We start from the raw sequence: 21847 nt of genomic DNA on the forward strand, positions 1-21847 counted from the left end.
AAAATGGACTATTCGCAGACACAACCAAAGATAAACCAGCGATACCATGTTCAATATACCGGCTTATCATTTCTTGAGAATGACATGATCTTTTTGAAACGAGGGGCAGACCTAGCCCCTCAGCGTTATGATCTGGAGAACAAAACAACCGGCATCGTGAAGAATCGCTGGTTGGTATCTAAGGATAATTACGGGGAATTTGAAAGCTTTGAGCATTCCTTTAATAAATGGCTAGGTACTTTAAATACCGGTTGGTACGCTCATAGTTCGAAAGAAACATTTGATATTCATGACGATCTGCGGCGGGTGCTGACGTTTGCGGGAGTGGATGAAAGATTGAGCCGGCATAACGATGTAAACAGCACCGGCGGAGCCTACAGCTCGTTAGCTCGTAACGGTGATGCTGAACGGGAAATCACATACAAATACCGCTTAAACATGAATATTTTGATCGAGTATATGGAATACATTACTTATAATCTATCGTGGCAAACAGAGAAGATAAGCGATGATGTGGACTGGATCGACGACAATATAAATAAATTGAATGCAGCCAAATTTCTTCGTTGGCAGATCAACCGCTATTTCGAAATCATGAAGCAGGATATCTGGAATAAGTATGCCGGGAATACAACTGATTTTATTACAACTGAATTTGATGACGTCGTTTCTACCGCGGATAATTACGGAATAATGTTCTTCCTAGAACACGAAACGTCAGTGGATCGATTGATAGACAGCTTCCCTAAAACGCCAGCTGCTTATGACTCAACAGGGTTGTACGATCAATCTAAATACGACGACGGCTCAGGGAACGCAAGTACTACAGGGTTCTACGATACAACAGACTACGATAGTTCCAACTATGATTTGAAAGCAAGCGGGGACAAACCGAACAAGGAGCACGGCTACGATTCAGCTGAGTATGACCAAAACGGTGATTTTTATGACTACTATAAAAAGAAGAATCCGGCTGACGTTTTTGACGATTCGAATAGTATTGATCCGCTAGGCTCAGTCAATACTTCGTTATGGTTCGCCCCGTTCGATATTTCAGAAATAAGCTTCACCGGGTATTCTGGTGAGGAAGAAATTTCTATCACGGTCAAAATCCCTGAAGGTGTAGCTTACAACAATGAAGCGCAAATTATTCAGCTAGCCACTAAAGGGAATGAAGATGGCGCTGCGATGGAACTAACTAGCCATGTGAACGAATTTAAAACCTATCAAATTGACGGGCTTGTTCATAATGGTCTGCCTGAGCATCACATCGCTACTATTGTAATGCAGAATAACAGTCGCTTTAAAAACAATGCTGACAATAAAGAACTTTCAATAATCGGAAGTGACAAGTGGTTCGATCCGGATAAAGTTGTAAATGGTGAGCCTCAGGATGTTTCGACGCTCGGAAAGAACAATGTGCCGATGTTGGTCGGCTGCAATCTAATGTATCAGCATTTGAATGTATCCAGCGGAGAATCTGGCCGGAATTTTATTACACCGACCGTTTTTCATAAGAAGCTGCAGACAAGCGGAATTGGTTCATTGAATCGGGTTAAGTATCGAGGACGTGGATTTAAGATCAAGAATAACCCGAAAACTTCGACACTGGGTACTACTGTTACTAAAACGATCACACCGCCGCCAATCAATCGAGCACTGGAGTGGTTTGAAATCCATGGAGGCTATGACAATACAGGGCCGTTCAAAAATGTCATTCTAGGCGGAACTCCTGGAGCAACAGGTTACGGCGGAATCCCGATGGCACAAGCCCACGGCAACGATGTAGGTTACGGCGCAGGCTTCGAAGTGAACAACAATATTCTGACCATACGACTAAATTTGGTAGGGTATTCCGTGGATGAAGCAGGAAACCTCGTAGCAAATGCTTCCTACGTTCATTTTGGCGGAGCGTACATTTACAAAGTAAAACTAGAATGGCGTTTCACAGATGGAAATTATGCGACCTGGTACGATGAAGCAGTCTTTTCACATGATGCTTCACAGGACTGGGATCTGGCGTATCGTGGTACATGGCTAAGAACAGCTCAGAACAGCCAATGGTCCAGGGGTGGTATAACAGTTCCGGGGAATGCGGATCGTATTAGAATGACGATTTATGGAGAGGATGCCACAATGGTTTCTAGCGCTGAATATGATGTTGTAGGGTATCGCCCGCCGGAAGTGATCACTGAGCAGGTTCCGCTTTCCATTGATTTGTCTGAGTATGATATTACGCTGGGCGTTGTAGCAAGGGAGATTAGGCACCTATGATTTTTATGAATAGATACGATAAATTTCAACCGCTATGGGCCATTGATGAAACTGAGCTGGATGTGTTCGATTTATCAATTGATGGCTGGAATAGTGAGATCCACATTGTCAGCCGTGAAATGATTGGAAAATACAGGTATGTGGCAGTGAATAATCGTTTATATGCCATTACCAGCTACGCTCAAGACGTTACGGGTACAGATATGACAGCCCGTGACGTCTTGGGAAAACTAACCGAAGACATTAACCTAAAGCCGGGGACGTACAATCTTATGCAACTGGTGACCCTGGCGAATGAATCCGTACAGGTGACGACAAACGGCAATAAGTTGCCGTCCATTGAAATAGAAGAGAACGACAACATGACGGCCCGTGATGCCATAGACAGCCTACTGGCTGGGGCAAATGTCGTTTCCATCGTGGAAACTGTATTCAATACACACGGTTTTAATGGGGCTATGGATGTTTATTATGCAAGGATTGAATTGTTTAGTATTACATGGAACTCTTATGCGGTGGCAGACAAAGCAATCGCCATGCTTGAATATGGAAATAAGACAGACACTAACCCACAGTACGATACAAGTCGCAGGATCGTGCAAGTGATCGGCAGCATTGATGCTAAATCAACCTTGAAATCGTGGAGAACTAGAATATCGACTGCAGACTATGAAGCATTGATTCTATATATCGACGGTGATGAAAATGCCATAAACGACGACCAGGCAAGTTCGATTCTTATGCGGGCTATGGAGTTTAAGCGAGGACCCTTTGAGACGGTTCGAGGATCAGCGGAGATTATTAATAGTAAAGGGATTGACGACGGGCTGCGCTTCAAATTAGATGATATAAACTTTTCTGATTACAACAGCACCCGAACAAGAATTATTAATAATGTGCTAAGTCAATATAACGGCTATACGGTTGGGGATCTGGCAGTGCTGCCGGAACCACGTGCCCAGTTTATTATCGGGGTGAATGGGGAAGAACTTTATGTTCCGTATTCGTATACGATCAACTGTAAGACCTTTATTATTAACAATGCCGATTTTGTCCTAGCTAATACTTTGGAGGAATTTGCCGATGAATAAAGATGAAGCAATAAAAAATGCCAAAAGATATTGGACCCAAAAAGGACATGACGTTTCAAGTGTTCAAATTATTGTAAAGCAATCAAGGCCGTGGACTAGGCCTGTTGTGGGCTACCAGAAGGGTTCCACGGTCGTTGTGTATGAAGACAAGGCGAAAGAGTATCACGTTGCCTTAGATGTGGTAATAGCCCATGAGATTGGCCACTATTTAGGATTTAGACACTATGACACTAACCACCCTATCATGAGGGGCAGAGCACAAGAGCTTGGAGGAATGACATTATGAAAACAACTATTGAGAAAATCAAAGAATTTGATGGAGCTTTAAGAACAGCCAACGGCAAAAAGGTAGCTATGAATGAATCGCACTATAATAGTAAATGGTTCACTGAGGATGACAAAACCATTGTTGTTTACGTTCAATTTTTGGAACGAGTAGAGGCCACTGCTGAATTTGCTTTGAAATGGTTATCAGAGAATACAGCAAAAGTTGAAGACATGGCCGAAGCTTATATAAGCGATTCTGAGGACGTTCCGGCGAAGGTTGAAGAATCTTCCGGAGAAGACACCGAAACGGCTGAGAGTGCGAAAAATCCGGATAATATGAAGTACAATGAACTGCTAAAGCTTTCTAAGGAATTGGGCTTGAAATTTGATGCTACACCTAAACAACCCAAGTTGTTGAAAGCTGTAAAGGAGGCATTAAAAAATGCCTAACTTTGAAACGATGATCAAGTGGATGGCCGACCGTGTGGGTAAGGTGACTTACTCACAGAATCAACGGCTAGGGCCTTACAGCTATGATTGCAGTTCTGCCGTGTACTTTGCTTTGAGAGCTGGCGGCTTCCTGGCTGCCAATAAGATAGGCAACACGGATTCACTGTTTAAAGACCTGGAAGCAGCAGGCTGGAAACAGGTGCCGTTGGTCAATGGCTATTATGCTGTGAAGCGTGGTGATATATTCATATGGGGAATCCGTGGAGCAAGTGGCGGCGATTTTGGCCATACTGGTATTTTCCTAAATGAAAACGATCAAATGATCCACTGTAACTTCGGATATAACGGAATTTCAATAAATGACCATGACACAATATGGGCATATAACGGAAAACCGGCGGTGACCGTTTACCGATATGCTGGCCAAACTTCTGGAAATGGTTCCGGGTCTGACGTCTCAAACACTAACGACGGAGGCAACACGGTAGAAACACCAAAAGGGGAATGGCTGGCGGAATCCGCAACATTCTACCCAAACACAACTATCAACCTAAGAACAGCAGCAACCACTGGAGCGGCTGTCATTGCGAAGATAACGCCTGGCCAGTCAATCAAGTATGATGCCTATAAGGTTGATTCAAACGGCCATGTGTGGATTAGACAACCGAGAGCAAACGGGGCCTATGGCTACTTAGCTACAGGAACAACGGCCAACGGTAAGCGTAACGCTACACCATGGGGAACATTTAAATAGAAAAAGTGACCTGTCTTAATAATAGGACGGGTCACTTTTGTTTCAAGGCTTCTATAGCTTCTTTTGTCACTAAATACTCTCTGCCAACTTTACGAACAGAACCGGGCGGGAAACGATCTGGATATTTTGCGTATATCTGTCTTATATAGCTTTTTTCTTTTCCCAGTATTTTCGCCGCTTCTGCCGCTGAATAAATTTCTAATTTATCCAGATCGATTTTATCGGTTGCCACGCTTTTACCTCCTACAATAATCTTTCTACTATGAAGAGTATAACAGTAACTACTACCAACACGATAGTAGCAACCGTTAATTTTTCGCCAGTTGATAGTTTCATTATGCTGCCTCCTTAGTCCAAATTTCATAGCGACTACGTTCAGATGATATATTTAAGCTTGATTCAAATTTGAACCCTGCTTTAGTCAAATATTTAGCTAGCATAGCTTCTGGATAATTAACCTCAATAGACTCGATATCTTTCAGAGCTTCAGGAAGCTGTTTGAATCTCAATTTTGTACTGCCTACGAGCGTGCCATTCGCCCAAGTTGTTAAGTTTGCTTGTTTTCCCAAAACTAGTCTGTATTCTACATTCATTTTCTTTTCCTCCAATTTTATGATAAGATTAAAGGGAAGGGAGGGCTTTCGCCCTATTCCCTATGGTTGTGAGAGAAGCTTTTCAAGCATTTCAATTAGTTTTGTAATTAAGTTAATCAGTGCAATGATTAAATTAATTATTATCAGAACTGATTGGTGTTTGTTGAGTTTCTCTTCTTTACGTTTTTCCTTACGCCCCATATCTTACCTCCTTTCTATAATTACAGTATACACGCTAACGTGTATAAAGTCAACACTTTTTAGATAAAAAAAGGGGCAGAAAAGGGGCAAAAATACCGTATGCTTACGAAATTATTGAAAATGATTTTGTCGCATATGAGACGGAAACCCTTATTTTAAGCGGTTTTCAGTATCATGCAGTGGTATAATAAATAATCAGAACTGATGAGCCTTACCACAAGTAATGCGGTTCGGTTGAATAAGAATGTTGATTTATCGGGCTTTTATGTGGAGTAATGCAGGGTAGAATGATACGGGTGTTGGTGGTTATGCGGAAAGGTTTATCTGTTGGAGAAAATGTAATAAGGTATAAATATTTTAGGAGTGGTATTGGTGAAGAAGTATTTTACAAATATGTGGGTAAAGTATATGTTTTTTTTAGTAATCATTAATTTGATAGGCTGGGTTGGTTTTTTACTACCATATGGTAATGAAAAATGGAATTTTATTTTTGAAAATATGATTTGGCTACCTTTTGAGTTATTGTTAACTATTTTCGCAATTAATAAAATCTTTGAGTCTTTAGAAGAACGAAAAAACAGAAAAAGATTTGTGCGTGTGGCAGGAAAGAGAGTAGATCATTTGATAGATTTCATAAAGAGAAAAGTAGTAGCGATACCTATTAATTGTCAATATCATGATAGTACAAGAGATGAAATAGCGCTATATGATGAAATAATAGAAAATCCTAAAAAATATTTTGATGAAACATTATTTACGTCTACTCGTGAATTTCTATTTTCCTCTAATAATAAAGTAGAATATAACTATATGGGTATTGCACATCTTCAATGTCTAGAAATAGATAGTAAATTAAGAAAATTCATTGAAAGATATGAATTGTATTTTGATGATGATTTATTTGAACTAATATCAAATTTTGAGATAGTGAATCATAGTTTTGGTATCCTTGATAATACATCAGGTATAGGTTTTACAAACTATGTACAGGGAGACTATAGTCAATTGCAAAAAAGTGCTATAGAATTTGTGGATGAATCAAACAGGCTCATACAGCTATTGAGTAAATACAAAACAAACAAGTAATATTACGATGAGGAAGTTGAGTAAATTTGGAAGAGCTAATAGTTTTAGGGAACGGTTTTGATATAAGTTGTGGATTGAAATCAAGATATGCTGATTTTTATGAATATAGATACACATTTACTTTTTTTAATAGAATTGACAATTTGTTAAGGACGGGAAATGAAGATCTATCAGAAATAAATTTTTGGGATATTATACTTGCTTCTCCTGACGTTGAGAATGTGAGAGATGTAAGCTGGAAAGATATAGAAAGTATCTTAGCTGAGTACTTAATAATCATCAATAACCAAGATGCTTATTATGAACAATGGATTAACTATTACAATCATGATAGGTACAATAATCAACAGGCTCCAAAAGGTAATGGCATAAACAACAAAATTCATTTTGTTATAGTTGCCTTAGCTAGGATATCACATAAAAAATATAATAGGTTATTTAATTTAAAGGAAGTTACGAAAGAGGATAGACAAAATTTTGTTGCAGATGTTTTGATGGATGAGCTGAGAAAGTATGAAGTTGCATTTAAGGAATACCTAAACAAAGAAATCAGAGAAAATAAAGAATATGCTGCTCTATGTAGTAAGAAAATCGATATGCTTGTTACAGCAGATTGGATAGGCTACACTAAACTAGACATAAAAAATAAGGTGTGTAAACTAAAAGAAAACACACTGGGAGGAACCACTTTATGTCAAGAAGAGCACGAAGAACCTATACCGAAGAATTTAAACAACAAATGGTTGATCTGTATCAGGCAGGAAAACCCCGAGCGGAAATTATCCGTGAGTACGAACTTACCCCATCATCCTTTGACAAATGGGTAAAGCAGGCAACCATAACCAACTCATTCAAGGAGAAAGACAATCTGACTCCTGAACAAAAGGAATTAATCGCTTTACGAAAAAAGAACCAACAGCTGGAAATGGAAAATGATATTTTAAAGCAAGCGGCGCTGATATTCGGACGAAAAGGGAAGTAATTACCCTCAACAAACATAAATACTCTATATCAGCGATGTGTAAAGTGTTAGAGATTTCCCGCCAAACCTACTACTATCAGCCTAAAGAGAAGCAAGAGGAGGCTGACTTAGAAGAAGCCGTAGAAACTATTTTTATTCAGAGTCGAAAGAATTATGGGACACGAAAAATAAAGAAAGAATTGGAATACCAAAGGCTCATTCTTAGCCGACGGAAAATTGGACGTCTCATGAAACGCCGACACCTAACCTCCAATTACACTCGTGCTCAATTTAAGCCTGCTTCGTCGATTACCAATGAGAGCAAAGTTGACAATAAACTCAATCGGGATTTTTTAAATCGGGAACCATTAGAAGCAATTGTCACAGACTTAACCTATGTTCGTGTGGGAGAAAAATGGCATTATATCTGTTTGATTCTGGACTTGTTCAATCGAGAAATTATTGGTTATTCTTGTGGAAAAAGAAAAGATGCCGCCCTTGTGAAGCAGGAGTTTAGCCGCATTTCTTACCCTCTAACATCTGTTCAATATTTTCATACGGATCGAGGGAAAGAGTTTGATAACCAAACAATTGAGACCCTTCTGACGACGTTTCAAATTGAACGATCATTGAGTCGGAAAGGAAGTCCCCATGATAATGCCGTAGCAGAATCTACCTATAAATCGACAAAAGTCGAATTCATTTATCCAAATATGTTTCGATCACTTCAAGAATTGGACATACAATTAGTTGATTACGTCCATTGGTGGAACCATCTAAGACTGCACGGTTCATTGGGATATGAAACGCCGATTGCCTATCGCAATAAGAGATTGGCGAAGCGAATCCTTGATAATGAGCATGGGTGTGATACCGATATGGGGGTGGCCTAAGCTTCTGTTAGTGCCCTTGCCAACCAGAAGTCATATTTACTAGTACCAACTATCAAACAAAAATTAGGGATGGTGTAAGGGCATGAGAAAAATAATTAATTTATTAAGAGGAAGTCACAAATGGAGCAATCTTATTATTGCAGCAGTATTAGTAGTTGCAAGTATGGGATCACGAGCATGTGGTGGGATATTTTATGAGCCAAAAAGAGAGCAATGATTACTTAATTAACTATTTTAATATTTTAAGACGACATCATCTTTTCAAGTTAGATGATGTCGTCTTTTCTTTATAAATGAATAGTATGAAAAATGTCATGGTTATTTCTATTCATAGAAAGAATATTTATCTTTTAACATGTATGGTATACTAAATATGGGAACTTTTATATCAATGATGTATCAGTATAAGCAGTTACAGGTGTCAATTTAACGATAAAAAAATATTTACAAAAGGAGAAGACCATTGCAGCTTTTATTAGTGACCATTCAAGGTGTATTGCTATTTATCTTTAATTTCATATTATTTAGAAAATTAGAAACAGTTCCTCTAAAAATGCTTTTTTTTAGTGTAGTATTTATTCCTTTGTTATTGTTGGTATTTACTTACTTAGGAGCTTTATCAGGGATATTTATGGTTGTATTATTAATTGCTATAAATTTTTTCTACACAAGAGAATTTTTAATTAGTATCATAATTCCTATATTATTAATGATTTTATCCATTATATTTAATTATATCATCACAGATATCATTCATTATTTCTTTAATTACGACAGTTCTTTATCAAACCGGTTAAGTGATATTTTAGTTATAAGCACTCTGCCAGTTTGTTTTTCATTTCTTGTTTTATACGCAGTTACTTATTCAAAGGGGTATCAGGTATTGAAACGACTGGGCAAAGAAAATTCAATTAGCCTATTATTTATTGTTATTTTTTTAATTACTCTGATTGTATTTTATATAAATATTACAATTACAGATCGGTCGGATAACTCTACAGCGTTTATTCGTCTTAATTTGTGGATATTTGTATTGTATCTATTAATGTCTTTGTTGATCTCATATTTTTATATTCAAACGATCCTTCGAAGCTATCATGAAAAATCTAAAGCGAAGGAACATGAACAACTAATGGAGTATACGAAAAAACTAGAGACCACTTATGATGATATCAGAAAATTTAAGCATGATTATGTCAATATTTTGGGTTCATTAGCTGGACTAATAAATAAGGGCGATTTAGACACGCTTAAGCAATACTATGAAGAAAAAGTAATGGTAATCAGTGAAAGCATGAAACTAAATGATCAGACACTGGATCGTTTAAAGCAGATCCAAGTCTATGAGATTAAGGGACTGATATCTTCAAAGATTATTCGAGCCCAGGAATTGGGAATAAATGTTCATATTGAGGTGGAGAAGCCTATCACCAATTTTTATATGGACACTTTGTCGTTGAGTAGGGCACTTGGAATTATTCTTGACAACGCAATAGAAGAAACTGAGACAATGGATGAAGGAAAGATAGAACTTGGTTTTTTTGAAAAGGAAGAGACTCTGATGATTGTTGTAAGCAATTCATGCAGAGAAAGTGAATACAAGTTATTTGAACTTATGAAAAAAGACTTTTCAACTAAAGGTGAAAACCGTGGATTAGGGTTGTCGAACTTAAAAGAAATTATTGATAAACAGAATTCTGTTTCACTTGAAACAGAAATAAAAAATGATACATTTATCCAGCTATTAGAAATAAGGAAGGTGTAAAAGTGATACAGATATTTATTTGTGAGGATAATGAACAACAAAGAGAATTAGTAAAAGGTTATGTAGCTAATTACATTATGATAGAAGATTTGGATATGGAAATTTCATTGGCAACGGCTGATCCTAATGAAGTTCTTTCGTTTGTAAATAGCGAAGATTATTTAGGAGAAGGATTATTCTTTTTAGATGTTGATTTAAATGCTGAGATCACTGGGATTGTTTTGGGCAGCCAAATCCGAAAGGCAGATCGACAGGCTACGATTGTTTATATCACTACACATTCTGAAATGACTTATTTAACATTTGTTTATAAGGTGGAAGCGTTGGATTACATTTTTAAAGACGATATTGCCGGTTTGCAAAAGAGAATTATTGAATGTATCAATATAGTTCAGGAAAAGGCTATGAACGAATTCAGCAGTAAACGACCGAAGCTTAATCAAAAGTATGGTGACAAGGTGATTAGTGTTTATTATGACGAAATTATGTTCATTGAGTCTTCTTCTAACATGCATAAGCTCATCATGCATTGTGAAAATCGACAAATAGAATTTTATGGAAAATTAAAAGACTTTGAGGAACTTCATGAATCTTTTTATCGTTGTCATAATTCATACATCGTGAATAAGGATAATGTTGTTGAAGTAGATAAAAAGAATAAAAGTATTCATTTGAGTAATGGAGAAACCTGTTACGCATCCGTTAGATTGGTCAAAGGGCTTCTAAACTAATCAGAGGAAATAAGCGATAGTGTATAGCTGCTGACATTAGCAGTATAATACACTATCTTTTTTATTTCATATGTTTAGCTAAAATGGAGGATAGTTGTATCCACTCTATTACTTAATGATAAGTAGTTGAAGAAAAAAAGCATATCTGGCACATAAATAGTCGTAACTGTCGAATGAGAACAGCTACAACGACATTTATGTGCTTTTTTTGAGGTCTTGATACTAAAACGTAAAAACCAGCTGTAACTCGGTAAAATTAAATTATAAATAAACTATAAAATTATAGGGGGAATTAAAATGCTTACTTTGATGCAAAATGAAGTAGGAAAAGTTTCAAAATTGAAGCTATTACTGATTTGGCTGGGGGCACTGGCTGTAGTTATTGCGGTTACAGGGATCATCATGATTGGATTGGGAAATGACGGGAAGATCATTTCTTTGGTAGAGGAAAATATTGGAAATGTTGGAGAAGGTGCAGATATCTGGCGAGGATGGCCAATAGCAGCTGAAATGTTTGGTACGTTATTTACAAAAGCTGCATTCTTAATTTTCGAAGGATATTTGATCTCCAGTTTGATTATTGATGAGTTTAAAAATCGGACAATTAACCAGTTGTTTTCATACCCAATTAAGAAATCATTGATTGTTTGGAGCAAAATTTTAATTGTTATCGCTTTTGCTTTTATCGCACAATACTCAGCGCAATTAGTTGTTCATTTACTAATTAAATTGATTGCCATAATGACTGGTTACAGTTATTCATTATCATTGGGTTACTTACTGAGTTTAGGATTAAGTACCTTAGGAGTTGTGCTGGTTGGGCTGATTCCATTAGTGTTTGGCATGATCAAATATTCCAGTGTGGGTACGATGATTTCTTCAGTTATCATTGTCGTACTGATCTGCAATGCATTTCCTGGAACATTGGCAGCGAATTTGATGAATAGTCTGCCATTTATTGTTGTTAGTAGTGCAGTGAGCTTGTTAATCGTTTCGACAACTATTTTAAGAATTGTTAAAAAAGATATAACAATTAGCTAGGAGAGGAAAAATGAATAAGGCTTCTTTTTTATTAGATAAAACACAAGAGAATTTGCTTAATGTAGAAATGTTGCGAGCTGAAAAAGAAATGAATAATATTAATGCTATTGTGGAGCTTCCTGAGAGATTATCTTCTCAGGAAGTTACAGATATTCTTAATGGAATGCTGGAAAACCTTGAATTTCTCCGTATAGAAATTCTGCCTACTAAAATGCAGTATATTGCTGAATATACACCGCTAAATCTATTGGAGGTAAAATCAACAGAAACAGTCAGAGAATATAATCAGTTGATTAATGAATGGAAAAGTCAATCTATTTTCAGTTTTCAAATGCCCTTATATCAATTTATTCTGGTGGAGACTGATACTCAAGAGAAGCAGTTGCTTATTAAACTTCACCACCTTATCTCTGATATTCACACAATTACAGAATTTGTCGAGACATTTATCGGTCTCACTTTGAACGAAAAAAAAGCCGGATCAACTAAATACAGTATTTCAATAGAAGAAGAGGATGATAGGGAAGGGTCTTCAGATTTTTGGAGACATGAAGTAGACGGTTTTGAAGGGAAAGAGCTATATAAGACGAAAGATAAATTATTGAAGACCAGAGAAATGATGTTGGATTTCCCAAAAACATTACTTAAAAAGTTCCAAAATTCAGATTTATCATCACAAATGACTATTTATGAATTGTTTTTAGCAGGAACTGTATATGCCAAGAAAATAATGACTATGTCATCTCATGCAAGTATAGGAATTGCTGCCGGGCGATCAGGAAAGCAACATTTTGGTTCTGAAACAAAAGTGCTTCCGCTAATGAGCAGAGTTAAGGATGCTGCTACAGTTAGAGATTTTCTTACAGAAATTAAGAGGAAGCATAGAGAGATCGAATTACATGGAGATTACACGGTTTCACAGATGATTGAAGAGTTTGGAGAAATAGCTATAGATAGTCATACAGATATTTCATGTGTTGAGATTGATCAAACTATTTCAGAATCTCATCAAAAAAAAGGTTTTCTTTTTACTTTGATAAATAATGGTAGTAAAAGTAATCCGTTAACAATTAAGTGCCATACATATAAGAAACAACCCTTTTTTACCTATGAATATCAAAAGAATACATTAAGCAGTAAAGAAGTACGCAGATTCCATTCTTTTATTATGCATTTATTGTTTGAATTTATAGCGAAATCCGAAGAAAAACTACACAGTGTTTCTTTAATACAAAAGAGTAGATTGTTAAAAATCAGATCAGGACAAAAGCTCGAAGAAACTGTTTCTCAGAATATTTTGGATGTATTCAACGAGCAAGTAGAGAAGTATCCACAAAAAACAGCAGTCTGCTTTAAAGAGGAAACGTTGACATTTAAACAATTAGATGAAAAATCATCGACAGTAGCAGCTTTATTAAGCAGTAAAGGGATTCAAAAAAGTCAAGTTGTTGCAACAATGCTTACTGGAACGAATGCAGTAATAGCAATTTTAGGCATTTTGAAAACCGGAGCAGTTTATTTACCGATTGATATGAATCTTCCTGAAGAACGAGTGGACTATATCTTGAAAGACAGTTCATGTAGATTAGTGATTACAGAAACCTCGAAGAAAAACAATCAAAAGAAAATTCAGATTGATTCCTTATTGTTGAATCAAATTGATTTTTCTCAGAAAAAACATTACGAAGTGCAGAAAATTGAAACAGATCATGTGGCGTATATGATTTATACTTCTGGTTCGACAGGAGCTCCTAAAGGGGTAATGGTGAAACACAGAGGTGTAGTAAATATGTGTATTGCCTTTGCTGATACGATAGTTATTTTTATGAGCTGGGTGAATCAGGAATTGGTCAGGAGATTAAAGGAGTCTGTGAAGAACTTCAAAATCAATTTAATATTGAACAAACAGCGCTTTTAAAATTGGTTTATTTTAAATCGAAAGAAAGAACATTCCTTTTTATATGTGCACATCATTTAGTAATAGATGGTGTTTCTTGGAGAATTTTACTGGATGATTTTCTTGTATTGAAGAATCAGCTGAAGTTAGGACAACAATTAAAGCTGCCATACCAAACATTGAGTTATCGTCAATGGTTGAAGGCGTTGAAAGATCATGGAGACAAAGAATCTGTTCATTCAGAAACCAATTACTGGGAAAACATTGAGGCAGAAATTAAAGAAGGAAAACTAATTTCTTTACGCCAGAATAAATCAGGAATAACCTCTTCATTCAAAAATCAGCCACTGTTTTTGGATGCTGAATTAACTGGGAAACTTCTGGAACAATGCAACGCTGAACAGGATATTCAAATAAATGATCTCTTGCTGACAGCATTGAGCTTCGCGATGGATAAAACAACAGGGCAGAAGAAGTTAGCGATAAACCTTGAAGGTCATGGCCGTGAATCAATTGATCGAAATATACGGATAGACCGAACAATTGGGTGGTTTACAACTATTTATCCTGTAGTTCTAAATTGCAAAGCGTCAAACATTCAAGAGCTTTTGTCGAAAACACGTTTAAATTTGAGGGAAATCCCTAAAAAAGGCTTTAACTATGGGGTACTTAAATATTGTTCTGAAAAATTAGTTCCAAAGTCAGCAGCGGATTGTTCGTTCAATTTTATGGGAAGTATGGACGTTCATTCAAACGAGCTGACAATGTCTCTTTATGATACAGGAAGAACTATGGCAGAAGAAAATAATTTATGGTCACCGTTAAACTTTAATGGCGTAATTCAGAACAATTGTCTGCGGTTTGATATTGATTTTGATCAGACGTATTTTTCCCAAGACTTCATCGAACGATTGATTCAGTCTTTCAAAACAGCCTTGTATCTTTTAGCTGGTTCAGATTTCGATGGTCAGGAGAAACAGATTTTTCCATTAACTCCAGCACAAGAAGGTCTTCTGTTTCAGAAACTGAGTGATGAAAGCTCTGAAGCATACTCTACTCAGACGATGTTTGAGGTTGTGGGAGAATCTCCTGATATTGATCAATTAAAGGAAGCGATTTCCTGCCTGGCGATCAAGCATCACGCTCTGTCTTTTAAAGTTGTTAAAGATGAATCTCAGGAATATGGACAGTGTCTTGAAGAAGGCCAACTGATCGAAGTAAAAGAGTATGACTATTCAAGGTCGTCTCAGGCAGTAGAGGAAGTTCTGACGATGGTATCATCATCAGAACTGAATCGGGAATTTTTATTGGAAGAAGGAAATCTTTTTAGGGTTTCGATTGTTCTTGCGCCAGAAGAACGGATATTCTTATTATTCAATTTTCATCATATAGTTTTCGATGGTTGGTCATTATCCAACTTACTACTTACATTGTCAGAGCTGTATCAGTTTAATATGAACCGACAATTCCAAAGCTCAGAGGAATATCTAGCTGAATCAGATAAGTATGAAGAATTTTTAACTCATATAAAAGCACAGGATGATGGAGAAAAAAAAGTATACTGGACAAAATTGTTAGAGGGCTACGACAGTCCATCAGATTTTAAGTTGCTGGAAACAGAAGTTCAGACAGAAAAGACCCATGAGAGTGAACGACTGACCGTTTCTCCACATTTATATGAAAGTCTTAGCCAGATGAGCGTCCAATCATCGGTTACTAAGAATACAATAATGGAAGTAGTATGGGGTCTCTTGCTTCAAAAATATAATTATACAAATGATGCTGTGTTTGGAAAGGTAGTATCTGGGCGGAATTATCCAGTAAATAGAATTGGTGAAATTGTTGGTATGTTAATCAATACAATTCCAATCCGAATTTGTTCAAAAGAAGATGAGAATATTTCTGAATTAATTCAACACACACAGCAGCAGTCTTTTGACAGTCAAGATTTTCATGGATCAAGTTTAGCCTCTATTCAGCAATGGCTAAATAGAGATACTCCCTTAATTTCAACTATTTATTCTTATTCAAGCTTCGTAGTGGAAAATCAGCTTTTTCCACTGAGTGAAAAGACCGATCTGAAGATTCATGGTGGTTTAGAAAAAGTGAATTATGATATAGCCTGTTCTGTATATGATAACAGTGACTCAATGTCGATTCAATTAACCTATAATCCACAAAAGTTTGAATCAAGTACGATTAAAAATATTTTATCTACCATGGAAAATATATTGGAGTTTTTATGTGTCTATCCAACAGCTAAAGTAAGTGAAATTCAGGTTTTAAATCAAGAACAATTAACAGATCTTTACTTTAACAGTGAAGCAGAAAGTGTAGAAGTCTCTATGGATACTATTCCGAAAGAGATAACCAAGCGGGCAATTGAAAATCCTGAGAAGACAGCTATCCATTTTTCTGATCAGAGAATAACATTTCGTGAGCTTGATGAACGAAGCAATGCAGTAGCAAATGCTCTTTTATCGAAAGGCATAAAACTAGAGGACAAGGTTGGTATTTTCTTGCCGAAAACGCCTTTTACAATAATTGCTATACTCGGAGTAATGAAAGCCGGTGCTTGTTGTGTAACTATGGACTCTGCAACACCATTGGAACGTGTTGCTTATCAGATGCAGGATGCAGAAGCAGCCTTTCTCATTTCTGATCAAACTATTTTGTCAACTGGTGTTGAAGTAATCTTGCCAGAACAATTTAATTTAACTATTGGAGTAAAAGCACCAAATGTCAGCCTGACAAAAAATAATTTAGCTTACGTTTTGTATACGTCAGGCTCGACTGGTAAACCTAAAGGTTCTCTCATTGAATATGCTGGGTTAATGAATCTATTTGATTACATCGGTGTGAAGTATCAATTAAACAAAGAAGCTAGAGTTTTGCAGTATGCCAGTCTGTCATTTGACGCGTCATTGCTGGAGATATTTGGTGCATTAGTAAACAATGCAGAATTGGTCGTTGTACCGGAAGAGGATCGAAAATCACCAGAAGAAATTGTACGTCTGATTAGGGAAAAGGAAGTGACCTTTGCTTTGATTCCGCCTGCGATGATGAGCTGTTTCCAACCGGAAGATTTTCCGACTTTGAAATTTGTGATGAATGCTGGAGAAGAGGCCAGTCCGGAAATTGCTAGGGCATGGAGTCAAAAAATGAATTATATCAATGGTTATGGTCCAAGTGAGGCAACTATTTGGACAACAGATTGGAATGCATACAGACTGCAGCAAGACATTCAAAAATGCCCGATAGGTAAGCCTATTCAAAATGTAAGTGTGCATATTTTAAATGGACAGGTACCAGTGGGAAATGATATTCCAGGTGAATTGTGCATTTCCGGTATCAGCCTTTCAAGGGGGTATTTAAATCGTAAAGAACTGAATGAGAAAGTATTTTTTGAAAATAAACTAGTTGCTGCAAACAGGATTTATCGAACGGGTGATTTAGTACGCCGCCTTCCAGGAGGAGACATTGAATATCTGGGAAGAGTAGATCAACAGGTAAAGATTAGGGGGCATCGAATCGAACTTTCGGAAATCGAAGAAGTTTTACAAAAAATACCGGGAATTGATCAGGCAGCTTGCTGTGTGGTTACCGACAATAACGCTAAGCGCTTGGTTGCCTATCTAATTTCGACATCAGTATTATCTTTACCGGAGATTCGTTCATATCTTTTGAAAAAAATTCCTAAATATATGGTGCCGGATCGTTTTGTTGAATTTGAAGAGATTCCAACTACACAAAATGGTAAAACCGATAGGAAGTCATTAGAAGCGTTGGGATTTCCAAATGTTAAATCAGAAAAAAGAGAAGAAATGACTACTGAAGAAAAAGAAATATGTGATTTTTTTGAAACTGTTTCAGGCAGTAAAATATTTAGCATGGATCAACCACTTTCAGACATTATTGGAGATTCAATTAGTGCGATGAAAGCTGCTGCCAAGCTGAAAAAAGCAGGATATGAAATTAGTATAAAGGATTTACTTGATGGAAAAACAACCAGAGAATTAAGTTTAAGAAAGAATAATATATGCTTAGTAGAAATCGAAGAGAAGGGGATGGACAGTATGAATAAAAAAGAGCCGATGTCAGAACTTGATATTCAATATAAAGAAGACATCAGCTGTAAGGTCCCAATCGACATCTACAAGGCGACAAGAATGCAGGCATGGATCCATCAGCAACCTTCAACGGTTTCTGGTGCGATTATAGATTTGCAGGGAGAGTATACTGATGACGCCGTTGAGCACGCTATAAGAAACGTGATTCAGCACAATGGTGTTTTAAGAAGCTCATACCGCTATATAAACCATGAGCTGTTCATCAATGAGTATTCTGCATCTGACAACTGGAAAGTATCTATTGTTGATCTAAGTAGCTGTGGCATTGAAGAAGTTGATAGAATCTATCTTCAAGAACAACGGCGCTTTGATTGTAATGAGATTTTTTGCTCAGAAGAATTAGCATCAGAATTGATTGTTTTTAAAGAGAAGTTTGGTCATTATCGTGTCTATTTGAGAATCCAGCATATTCTGTGGGATGCACGATCTGCAGAAATATTCGAAGAACAGATAAGAGGATGTCTTGAGACTCCGAGTATCCCATTAAAAGAAGCACCTGGTTATAAGCAATATGTAGATACGGTTCAGGCACATTCATTAAGTGGTCATTCTTCAAAAGTCTATCATGAAGAGCTGCCTATGGAGCAATTCAAAAGAGCCAGTCAACTTCACAAAGGGAGAAGGGAAGAAAAAAATTCAGACACATTATCGACAATTGTCATTACACCATCTATGAAAACAGAAGACTCTCTACTTACTAATCTTTGGGGAGTGCTCGGAAAAATTATTTTGAGCTATGACAGACAATTTGATAAGACAAGATCAAATGCAAAAAATAGTCCGGCGTTTATCTTATATCATGGACGCAGCGGGAAAACAGAGATGTTTAAGCATACGATGGGATTGTTTTTGGAGTTAGTACCAATTTTAGTTTCTGATCAAAATGTGGAAATATTAGATATCTCTTTAAAATCGCAATTAGAGACCTATAAAAGTTTAAAAAAACATATATGTATTGATTTCTTAGAATATTTGAGCTTTTTAGAAACCGGAGCAGGAGAATGTTTTGATTACGATCATATTCCTGTACTGAATTTCCTGGGAATTTATGATTTTTTAGATGAAAGTGATGCATTTTCAAATACACAGATGAAACGATTGAAAAAAAGCACCAGTAATCATGCGTTGATTGTTTCTGTTAAGAACGAGGCAATTCAAATCAGCATGTATGCAAATGAAGATAGGGCAATGGCTGTAAAAAATGAGATAGAAAAAGAAATGAATATGATGGAGGTATAAAAAATGTCGAAAATAGTTGAAATTAAAGAAGTGTACAAGACAATAAACAAAGAAGAGGTGTTAAGTAATATTGATTTGGAAATTGAGGAAGGGGAAATTTACGGATTTTTAGGTCCAAATGGAGCAGGGAAAACAACATTGATGAAGTGTATGCTGACTCTGGCAAGTACAACTGCTGGAGAAATAAAAATTTTCGGTAAAGATTTAGCTGTTAGTCGGGAAGAAATTCTAAAGAATGTGGGCAGTATTATTGAAACACCTATTTTTTATGAAAATTGTACAGCAAAACAGATTTTAGAACTGCATGCTAAATATATGGGCACTGATGCCAAGTCAGATATTCCCGTAGTACTTGAATTAGTTGGTCTTCAAAATAATAAAAAACTTGTAAAAGAATTTTCATTGGGAATGCGCCAACGTTTAGGGTTAGCCAGAGCATTGCTGACTAAGCCTAAGCTATTGATTTTGGACGAACCGATTAATGGTTTGGATCCAGTCGGTGTACAGGAGATTCGAAACACATTACGCTATCTTTCAAAAGAAAAAGGCATGACAATTTTTATTTCAAGCCATATTTTATCAGAGATTTCTCATATTGCTGATACCATTGGTGTGATAAAGAATGGGCGTATGATTGAACAAGTATCAATGAAAAAACTAAAACGTGAAAATATTGATCTGGAGGAATATTTCCTTTCTCATTTTCAGGGGAATACACCAAAAGCAGTAAATTACTAGGATGTGGAGTAGAAAATCATGAAAAAACTAATACAGGGATATAAAGTTCCGTTCTATCTGTTTACACTGTTCAATATGTTGGTACCATTAACAAATGTAGCATTTGCATATTCGATTAAGTTTATCATTGATGCTGGGATGTCAAACAATCAATCTGCATTAACAAGATCAATAGTGTTTGGCATAGGGGTTATCTTGCTATATGCAATGTTGAACTATCTGGCATTTCATTACAGGAATAAATTAGTTGAGAAACTGATGAACAATTACAACAATCATGTATTTAAAACTATTCTGGATAAGGACTACAAAGATTTTTCCAGTGAAAATTCAGGGAAATTCATCTCTATGTTGACAGATAATATGAATAAGGTGGAAGAAGATTATCTGCTGCAGTTCTTTAATATTACTAGAAATATTTCTTTAATGGTCTTCTCTCTGGCAGCAATGTTTGTTGGGAATTGGTTGTTGACGGTTTTTGTAATAGTTGCCTGCATTATCCCTATGATAATCAGTGGGGGAGTTGGGAAAAAAGCAATGGATCTACAGAAAGAGGGTCTATGTTCAGAACAAAGATATGTTGCAAAAATTAAAGATATCTTGTTAGGTTTCTTAGTTGTAAAAAGCTTTAATATCAAAGATACTATCACAACTGATTTTATCCAAGAAAGAGAACGTCTATCCAAAGTTAAATCAATGAAAGATACAGTTGATTCGATTGCTCGAGTGATTTCAGAATTATCAGGGATGCTTGTTTTCCTTGTAGCTTTTGGAGGCGGGATGTACATGGTATTCAATGGTAATTCAACGATGGGAAGTGTTACAGCAATTGTTCAACTAGTAAACTTTGTTGTTATGCCACTAAATGAACTGGGAGTTGGATTCAGCAAATTCAAGCAAGGGCAGGTAACGTTGAGCACTATTGATTTTGACGATCAGGCTCAACCAGATAAAGGGAAAAAGAAAGATCAGTTTACAAATGTTATTGAATTTAAAAATGTTGATTTTTCTTATACATCAGATGAAAAGCAAAAGGCATTATCTGATGTTTCATTTAAAGTTGAGCGAGGTGAAAAAATTGCGCTGGTTGGGACATCTGGAAGTGGGAAAACAACATTAATGAATTTACTTCTGCGCTTCTATGATGCAAAATCTGGGGAAATCGCAATAGATAGTGATGATATTGAAGAACTGTCGTTAGAAAGTGTCTATAATCTGATGACGGTCGTGCAGCAAGATGTCTATGTATTTGATGACACATTAAGAGCTAATATTACATTGAATGAACAATTTTCTGAAGAAAGTATCTATGAAGCGGTACGCCTTTCAGGATTATCTGAATTCGTTGAAAAAAATGATCAGGGACTAGATTCATTATGTGGTGAAAACGGTTCTTTGCTTTCAGGAGGACAAAAACAACGTCTTTCTATTGCACGTTCCCTAATAAGGCGAACGCCTATCCTGTTGCTGGATGAAGCTACTTCTTCATTAGACAACCAGACAACGCTGGAAATAGAAAATTCAATTTTGGATATTCAAGATTTGACCGCATTGATTATTACACATAAGCTGAACGAATCTTCGTTGAAGAAATATGATCGAATTCTGTTTATGAAAAATGGGAAAATCATAGAACATGGCCATTTTGAGCAATTAATAAAGAACCAAGGAGAATTTTACAATTTATTCCAGCTTGCAGCTTAAAAAATTTGAGAGATACAGGATGAGATTAGAGG

General features: G+C 36.4%; 19 protein-coding genes. 16 read left to right on the forward strand and 3 right to left on the reverse strand.

Annotated elements, in window-relative coordinates; genetic code table 11:
- Window positions 1-3: 3 nt before the first annotated feature.
- From IW492_RS05920 to IW492_RS05940, 5 genes are read left to right on the forward strand one after another with little or no spacing between them, the layout of a single operon-like run.
- A complete protein-coding gene (locus IW492_RS05920; protein ID WP_202066595.1) occupies window positions 4-2274 on the forward strand; it encodes a hypothetical protein in 2271 nt (756 codons plus the stop codon).
- The gene (locus IW492_RS05925) at window positions 2271-3365 is read left to right on the forward strand and encodes a hypothetical protein (protein WP_202066597.1); all 1095 of its coding nucleotides are present in this window, start codon (window positions 2271-2273) and stop codon (window positions 3363-3365) included. Before IW492_RS05920 ends, IW492_RS05925 begins: the two co-directional genes overlap by 4 nt.
- The gene (locus IW492_RS05930) at window positions 3358-3651 is read left to right on the forward strand and encodes a matrixin family metalloprotease (protein ID WP_202066606.1); all 294 of its coding nucleotides are present in this window, start codon (window positions 3358-3360) and stop codon (window positions 3649-3651) included. The genes IW492_RS05925 and IW492_RS05930 overlap by 8 nt, the downstream gene beginning before the upstream one ends.
- Entirely contained in the window at window positions 3648-4082 is a 435-nt protein-coding gene (locus tag IW492_RS05935; RefSeq protein WP_202066611.1) for a hypothetical protein, read from the forward strand. The genes IW492_RS05930 and IW492_RS05935 overlap by 4 nt, the downstream gene beginning before the upstream one ends.
- Window positions 4075-4836: a peptidoglycan amidohydrolase family protein gene (locus IW492_RS05940; RefSeq protein ID WP_202066613.1), complete on the forward strand. Its 762-nt coding sequence runs from the start codon at window positions 4075-4077 to the stop codon at window positions 4834-4836. The genes IW492_RS05935 and IW492_RS05940 overlap by 8 nt, the downstream gene beginning before the upstream one ends.
- A 31-nt stretch (window positions 4837-4867) precedes the next feature.
- Here the strand turns inward: IW492_RS05940 and IW492_RS18515 are convergent, their stop codons facing one another.
- The 3 genes from IW492_RS18515 to IW492_RS05955 form a co-directional block, all read right to left on the reverse strand.
- Window positions 4868-5068 carry a helix-turn-helix domain-containing protein gene (locus IW492_RS18515; protein ID WP_202066614.1) on the reverse strand — a complete coding sequence of 67 codons (201 nt, stop codon included), beginning with the start codon at window positions 5066-5068 and terminating at the stop codon, window positions 4868-4870.
- Between the two features lie 103 nt (window positions 5069-5171).
- Window positions 5172-5429 carry a hypothetical protein gene (locus IW492_RS05950; protein ID WP_202066616.1) on the reverse strand — a complete coding sequence of 86 codons (258 nt, stop codon included), beginning with the start codon at window positions 5427-5429 and terminating at the stop codon, window positions 5172-5174.
- A gap of 60 nt (window positions 5430-5489) precedes the next feature.
- Window positions 5490-5630 carry a hypothetical protein gene (locus IW492_RS05955; RefSeq protein ID WP_202066617.1) on the reverse strand — a complete coding sequence of 47 codons (141 nt, stop codon included), beginning with the start codon at window positions 5628-5630 and terminating at the stop codon, window positions 5490-5492.
- 372 nt (window positions 5631-6002) lie between these two features.
- Here IW492_RS05955 and IW492_RS05960 point away from each other — a divergent pair, with 372 nt between their 5' ends.
- The 11 genes from IW492_RS05960 (at window position 6003) to IW492_RS06005 (ending at window position 21815) form a co-directional block, all read left to right on the forward strand.
- Window positions 6003-6716 (forward strand): hypothetical protein, encoded by a 714-nt coding sequence (locus IW492_RS05960; protein ID WP_202066619.1) that lies wholly within the window; start codon window positions 6003-6005, stop codon window positions 6714-6716.
- A 26-nt stretch (window positions 6717-6742) separates the two neighbouring features.
- The gene (locus IW492_RS18000) at window positions 6743-7543 is read left to right on the forward strand and encodes an AbiH family protein (RefSeq protein ID WP_236671798.1); all 801 of its coding nucleotides are present in this window, start codon (window positions 6743-6745) and stop codon (window positions 7541-7543) included.
- Window positions 7456-8570 (forward strand): IS3 family transposase gene (locus IW492_RS05965; protein WP_236671811.1). Its coding sequence is split into 2 segments (ribosomal slippage): window positions 7456-7684 and window positions 7684-8570, totalling 1116 coding nucleotides; the frame shifts between segments, so codons are not numbered across the junction. The genes IW492_RS18000 and IW492_RS05965 overlap by 88 nt, the downstream gene beginning before the upstream one ends.
- Window positions 8571-8652: 82 nt before the next feature.
- Entirely contained in the window at window positions 8653-8787 is a 135-nt protein-coding gene (locus IW492_RS05970) for a cyclic lactone autoinducer peptide (protein ID WP_202066623.1), read from the forward strand.
- A 246-nt stretch (window positions 8788-9033) separates the two neighbouring features.
- Complete coding sequence (locus IW492_RS05975; RefSeq protein WP_202066626.1) at window positions 9034-10335, forward strand: sensor histidine kinase; 1302 nt, start codon at window positions 9034-9036, stop codon at window positions 10333-10335.
- Between the two features lie 2 nt (window positions 10336-10337).
- A complete protein-coding gene (locus IW492_RS18520) occupies window positions 10338-11066 on the forward strand; it encodes a LytR/AlgR family response regulator transcription factor (protein WP_202066628.1) in 729 nt (242 codons plus the stop codon).
- A 297-nt stretch (window positions 11067-11363) separates the two neighbouring features.
- Window positions 11364-12107, forward strand: coding sequence for an ABC transporter permease (locus tag IW492_RS05985; RefSeq protein ID WP_202066630.1), 744 nt, complete (start codon window positions 11364-11366; stop codon window positions 12105-12107).
- A 10-nt stretch (window positions 12108-12117) separates the two neighbouring features.
- Window positions 12118-14025 (forward strand): AMP-binding protein, encoded by a 1908-nt coding sequence (locus IW492_RS05990; RefSeq protein WP_202066632.1) that lies wholly within the window; start codon window positions 12118-12120, stop codon window positions 14023-14025.
- Entirely contained in the window at window positions 14004-19373 is a 5370-nt protein-coding gene (locus IW492_RS05995) for an amino acid adenylation domain-containing protein (protein ID WP_330927520.1), read from the forward strand. The genes IW492_RS05990 and IW492_RS05995 overlap by 22 nt, the downstream gene beginning before the upstream one ends.
- Window positions 19374-19376: 3 nt before the next feature.
- The gene (locus tag IW492_RS06000) at window positions 19377-20111 is read left to right on the forward strand and encodes an ABC transporter ATP-binding protein (protein WP_202066642.1); all 735 of its coding nucleotides are present in this window, start codon (window positions 19377-19379) and stop codon (window positions 20109-20111) included.
- 18 nt (window positions 20112-20129) lie between these two features.
- The gene (locus tag IW492_RS06005; RefSeq protein WP_202066644.1) at window positions 20130-21815 is read left to right on the forward strand and encodes an ABC transporter ATP-binding protein; all 1686 of its coding nucleotides are present in this window, start codon (window positions 20130-20132) and stop codon (window positions 21813-21815) included.
- The last annotated feature ends 32 nt before the right edge of the window (window positions 21816-21847 follow it).

This window comes from Enterococcus sp. BWB1-3, from assembly GCF_016745275.1.
GTDB lineage: Bacteria > Bacillota > Bacilli > Lactobacillales > Enterococcaceae > Enterococcus_L.

What these genes read in the sequence shown, in the direction of transcription:
- IW492_RS05950 (WP_202066616.1), bottom strand. Translation starts at nt 5,429, where the DNA reads ATGAATGTAGAATACAGACTAGTTTTGGGAAAACAAGCAAACTTAACA.
- IW492_RS05990 (WP_202066632.1), top strand. Translation starts at nt 12,118, where the DNA reads ATGAATAAGGCTTCTTTTTTATTAGATAAAACACAAGAGAATTTGCTT.
- IW492_RS05985 (WP_202066630.1), top strand. Translation starts at nt 11,364, where the DNA reads ATGCTTACTTTGATGCAAAATGAAGTAGGAAAAGTTTCAAAATTGAAG.
- IW492_RS05925 (WP_202066597.1), top strand. Translation starts at nt 2,271, where the DNA reads ATGATTTTTATGAATAGATACGATAAATTTCAACCGCTATGGGCCATT.
- IW492_RS05930 (WP_202066606.1), top strand. Translation starts at nt 3,358, where the DNA reads ATGAATAAAGATGAAGCAATAAAAAATGCCAAAAGATATTGGACCCAA.
- IW492_RS05920 (WP_202066595.1), top strand. Translation starts at nt 4, where the DNA reads ATGGACTATTCGCAGACACAACCAAAGATAAACCAGCGATACCATGTT.
- IW492_RS06000 (WP_202066642.1), top strand. Translation starts at nt 19,377, where the DNA reads ATGTCGAAAATAGTTGAAATTAAAGAAGTGTACAAGACAATAAACAAA.
- IW492_RS05970 (WP_202066623.1), top strand. Translation starts at nt 8,653, where the DNA reads ATGAGAAAAATAATTAATTTATTAAGAGGAAGTCACAAATGGAGCAAT.
- IW492_RS05940 (WP_202066613.1), top strand. Translation starts at nt 4,075, where the DNA reads ATGCCTAACTTTGAAACGATGATCAAGTGGATGGCCGACCGTGTGGGT.
- IW492_RS06005 (WP_202066644.1), top strand. Translation starts at nt 20,130, where the DNA reads ATGAAAAAACTAATACAGGGATATAAAGTTCCGTTCTATCTGTTTACA.
- IW492_RS05935 (WP_202066611.1), top strand. Translation starts at nt 3,648, where the DNA reads ATGAAAACAACTATTGAGAAAATCAAAGAATTTGATGGAGCTTTAAGA.
- IW492_RS05955 (WP_202066617.1), bottom strand. Translation starts at nt 5,630, where the DNA reads ATGGGGCGTAAGGAAAAACGTAAAGAAGAGAAACTCAACAAACACCAA.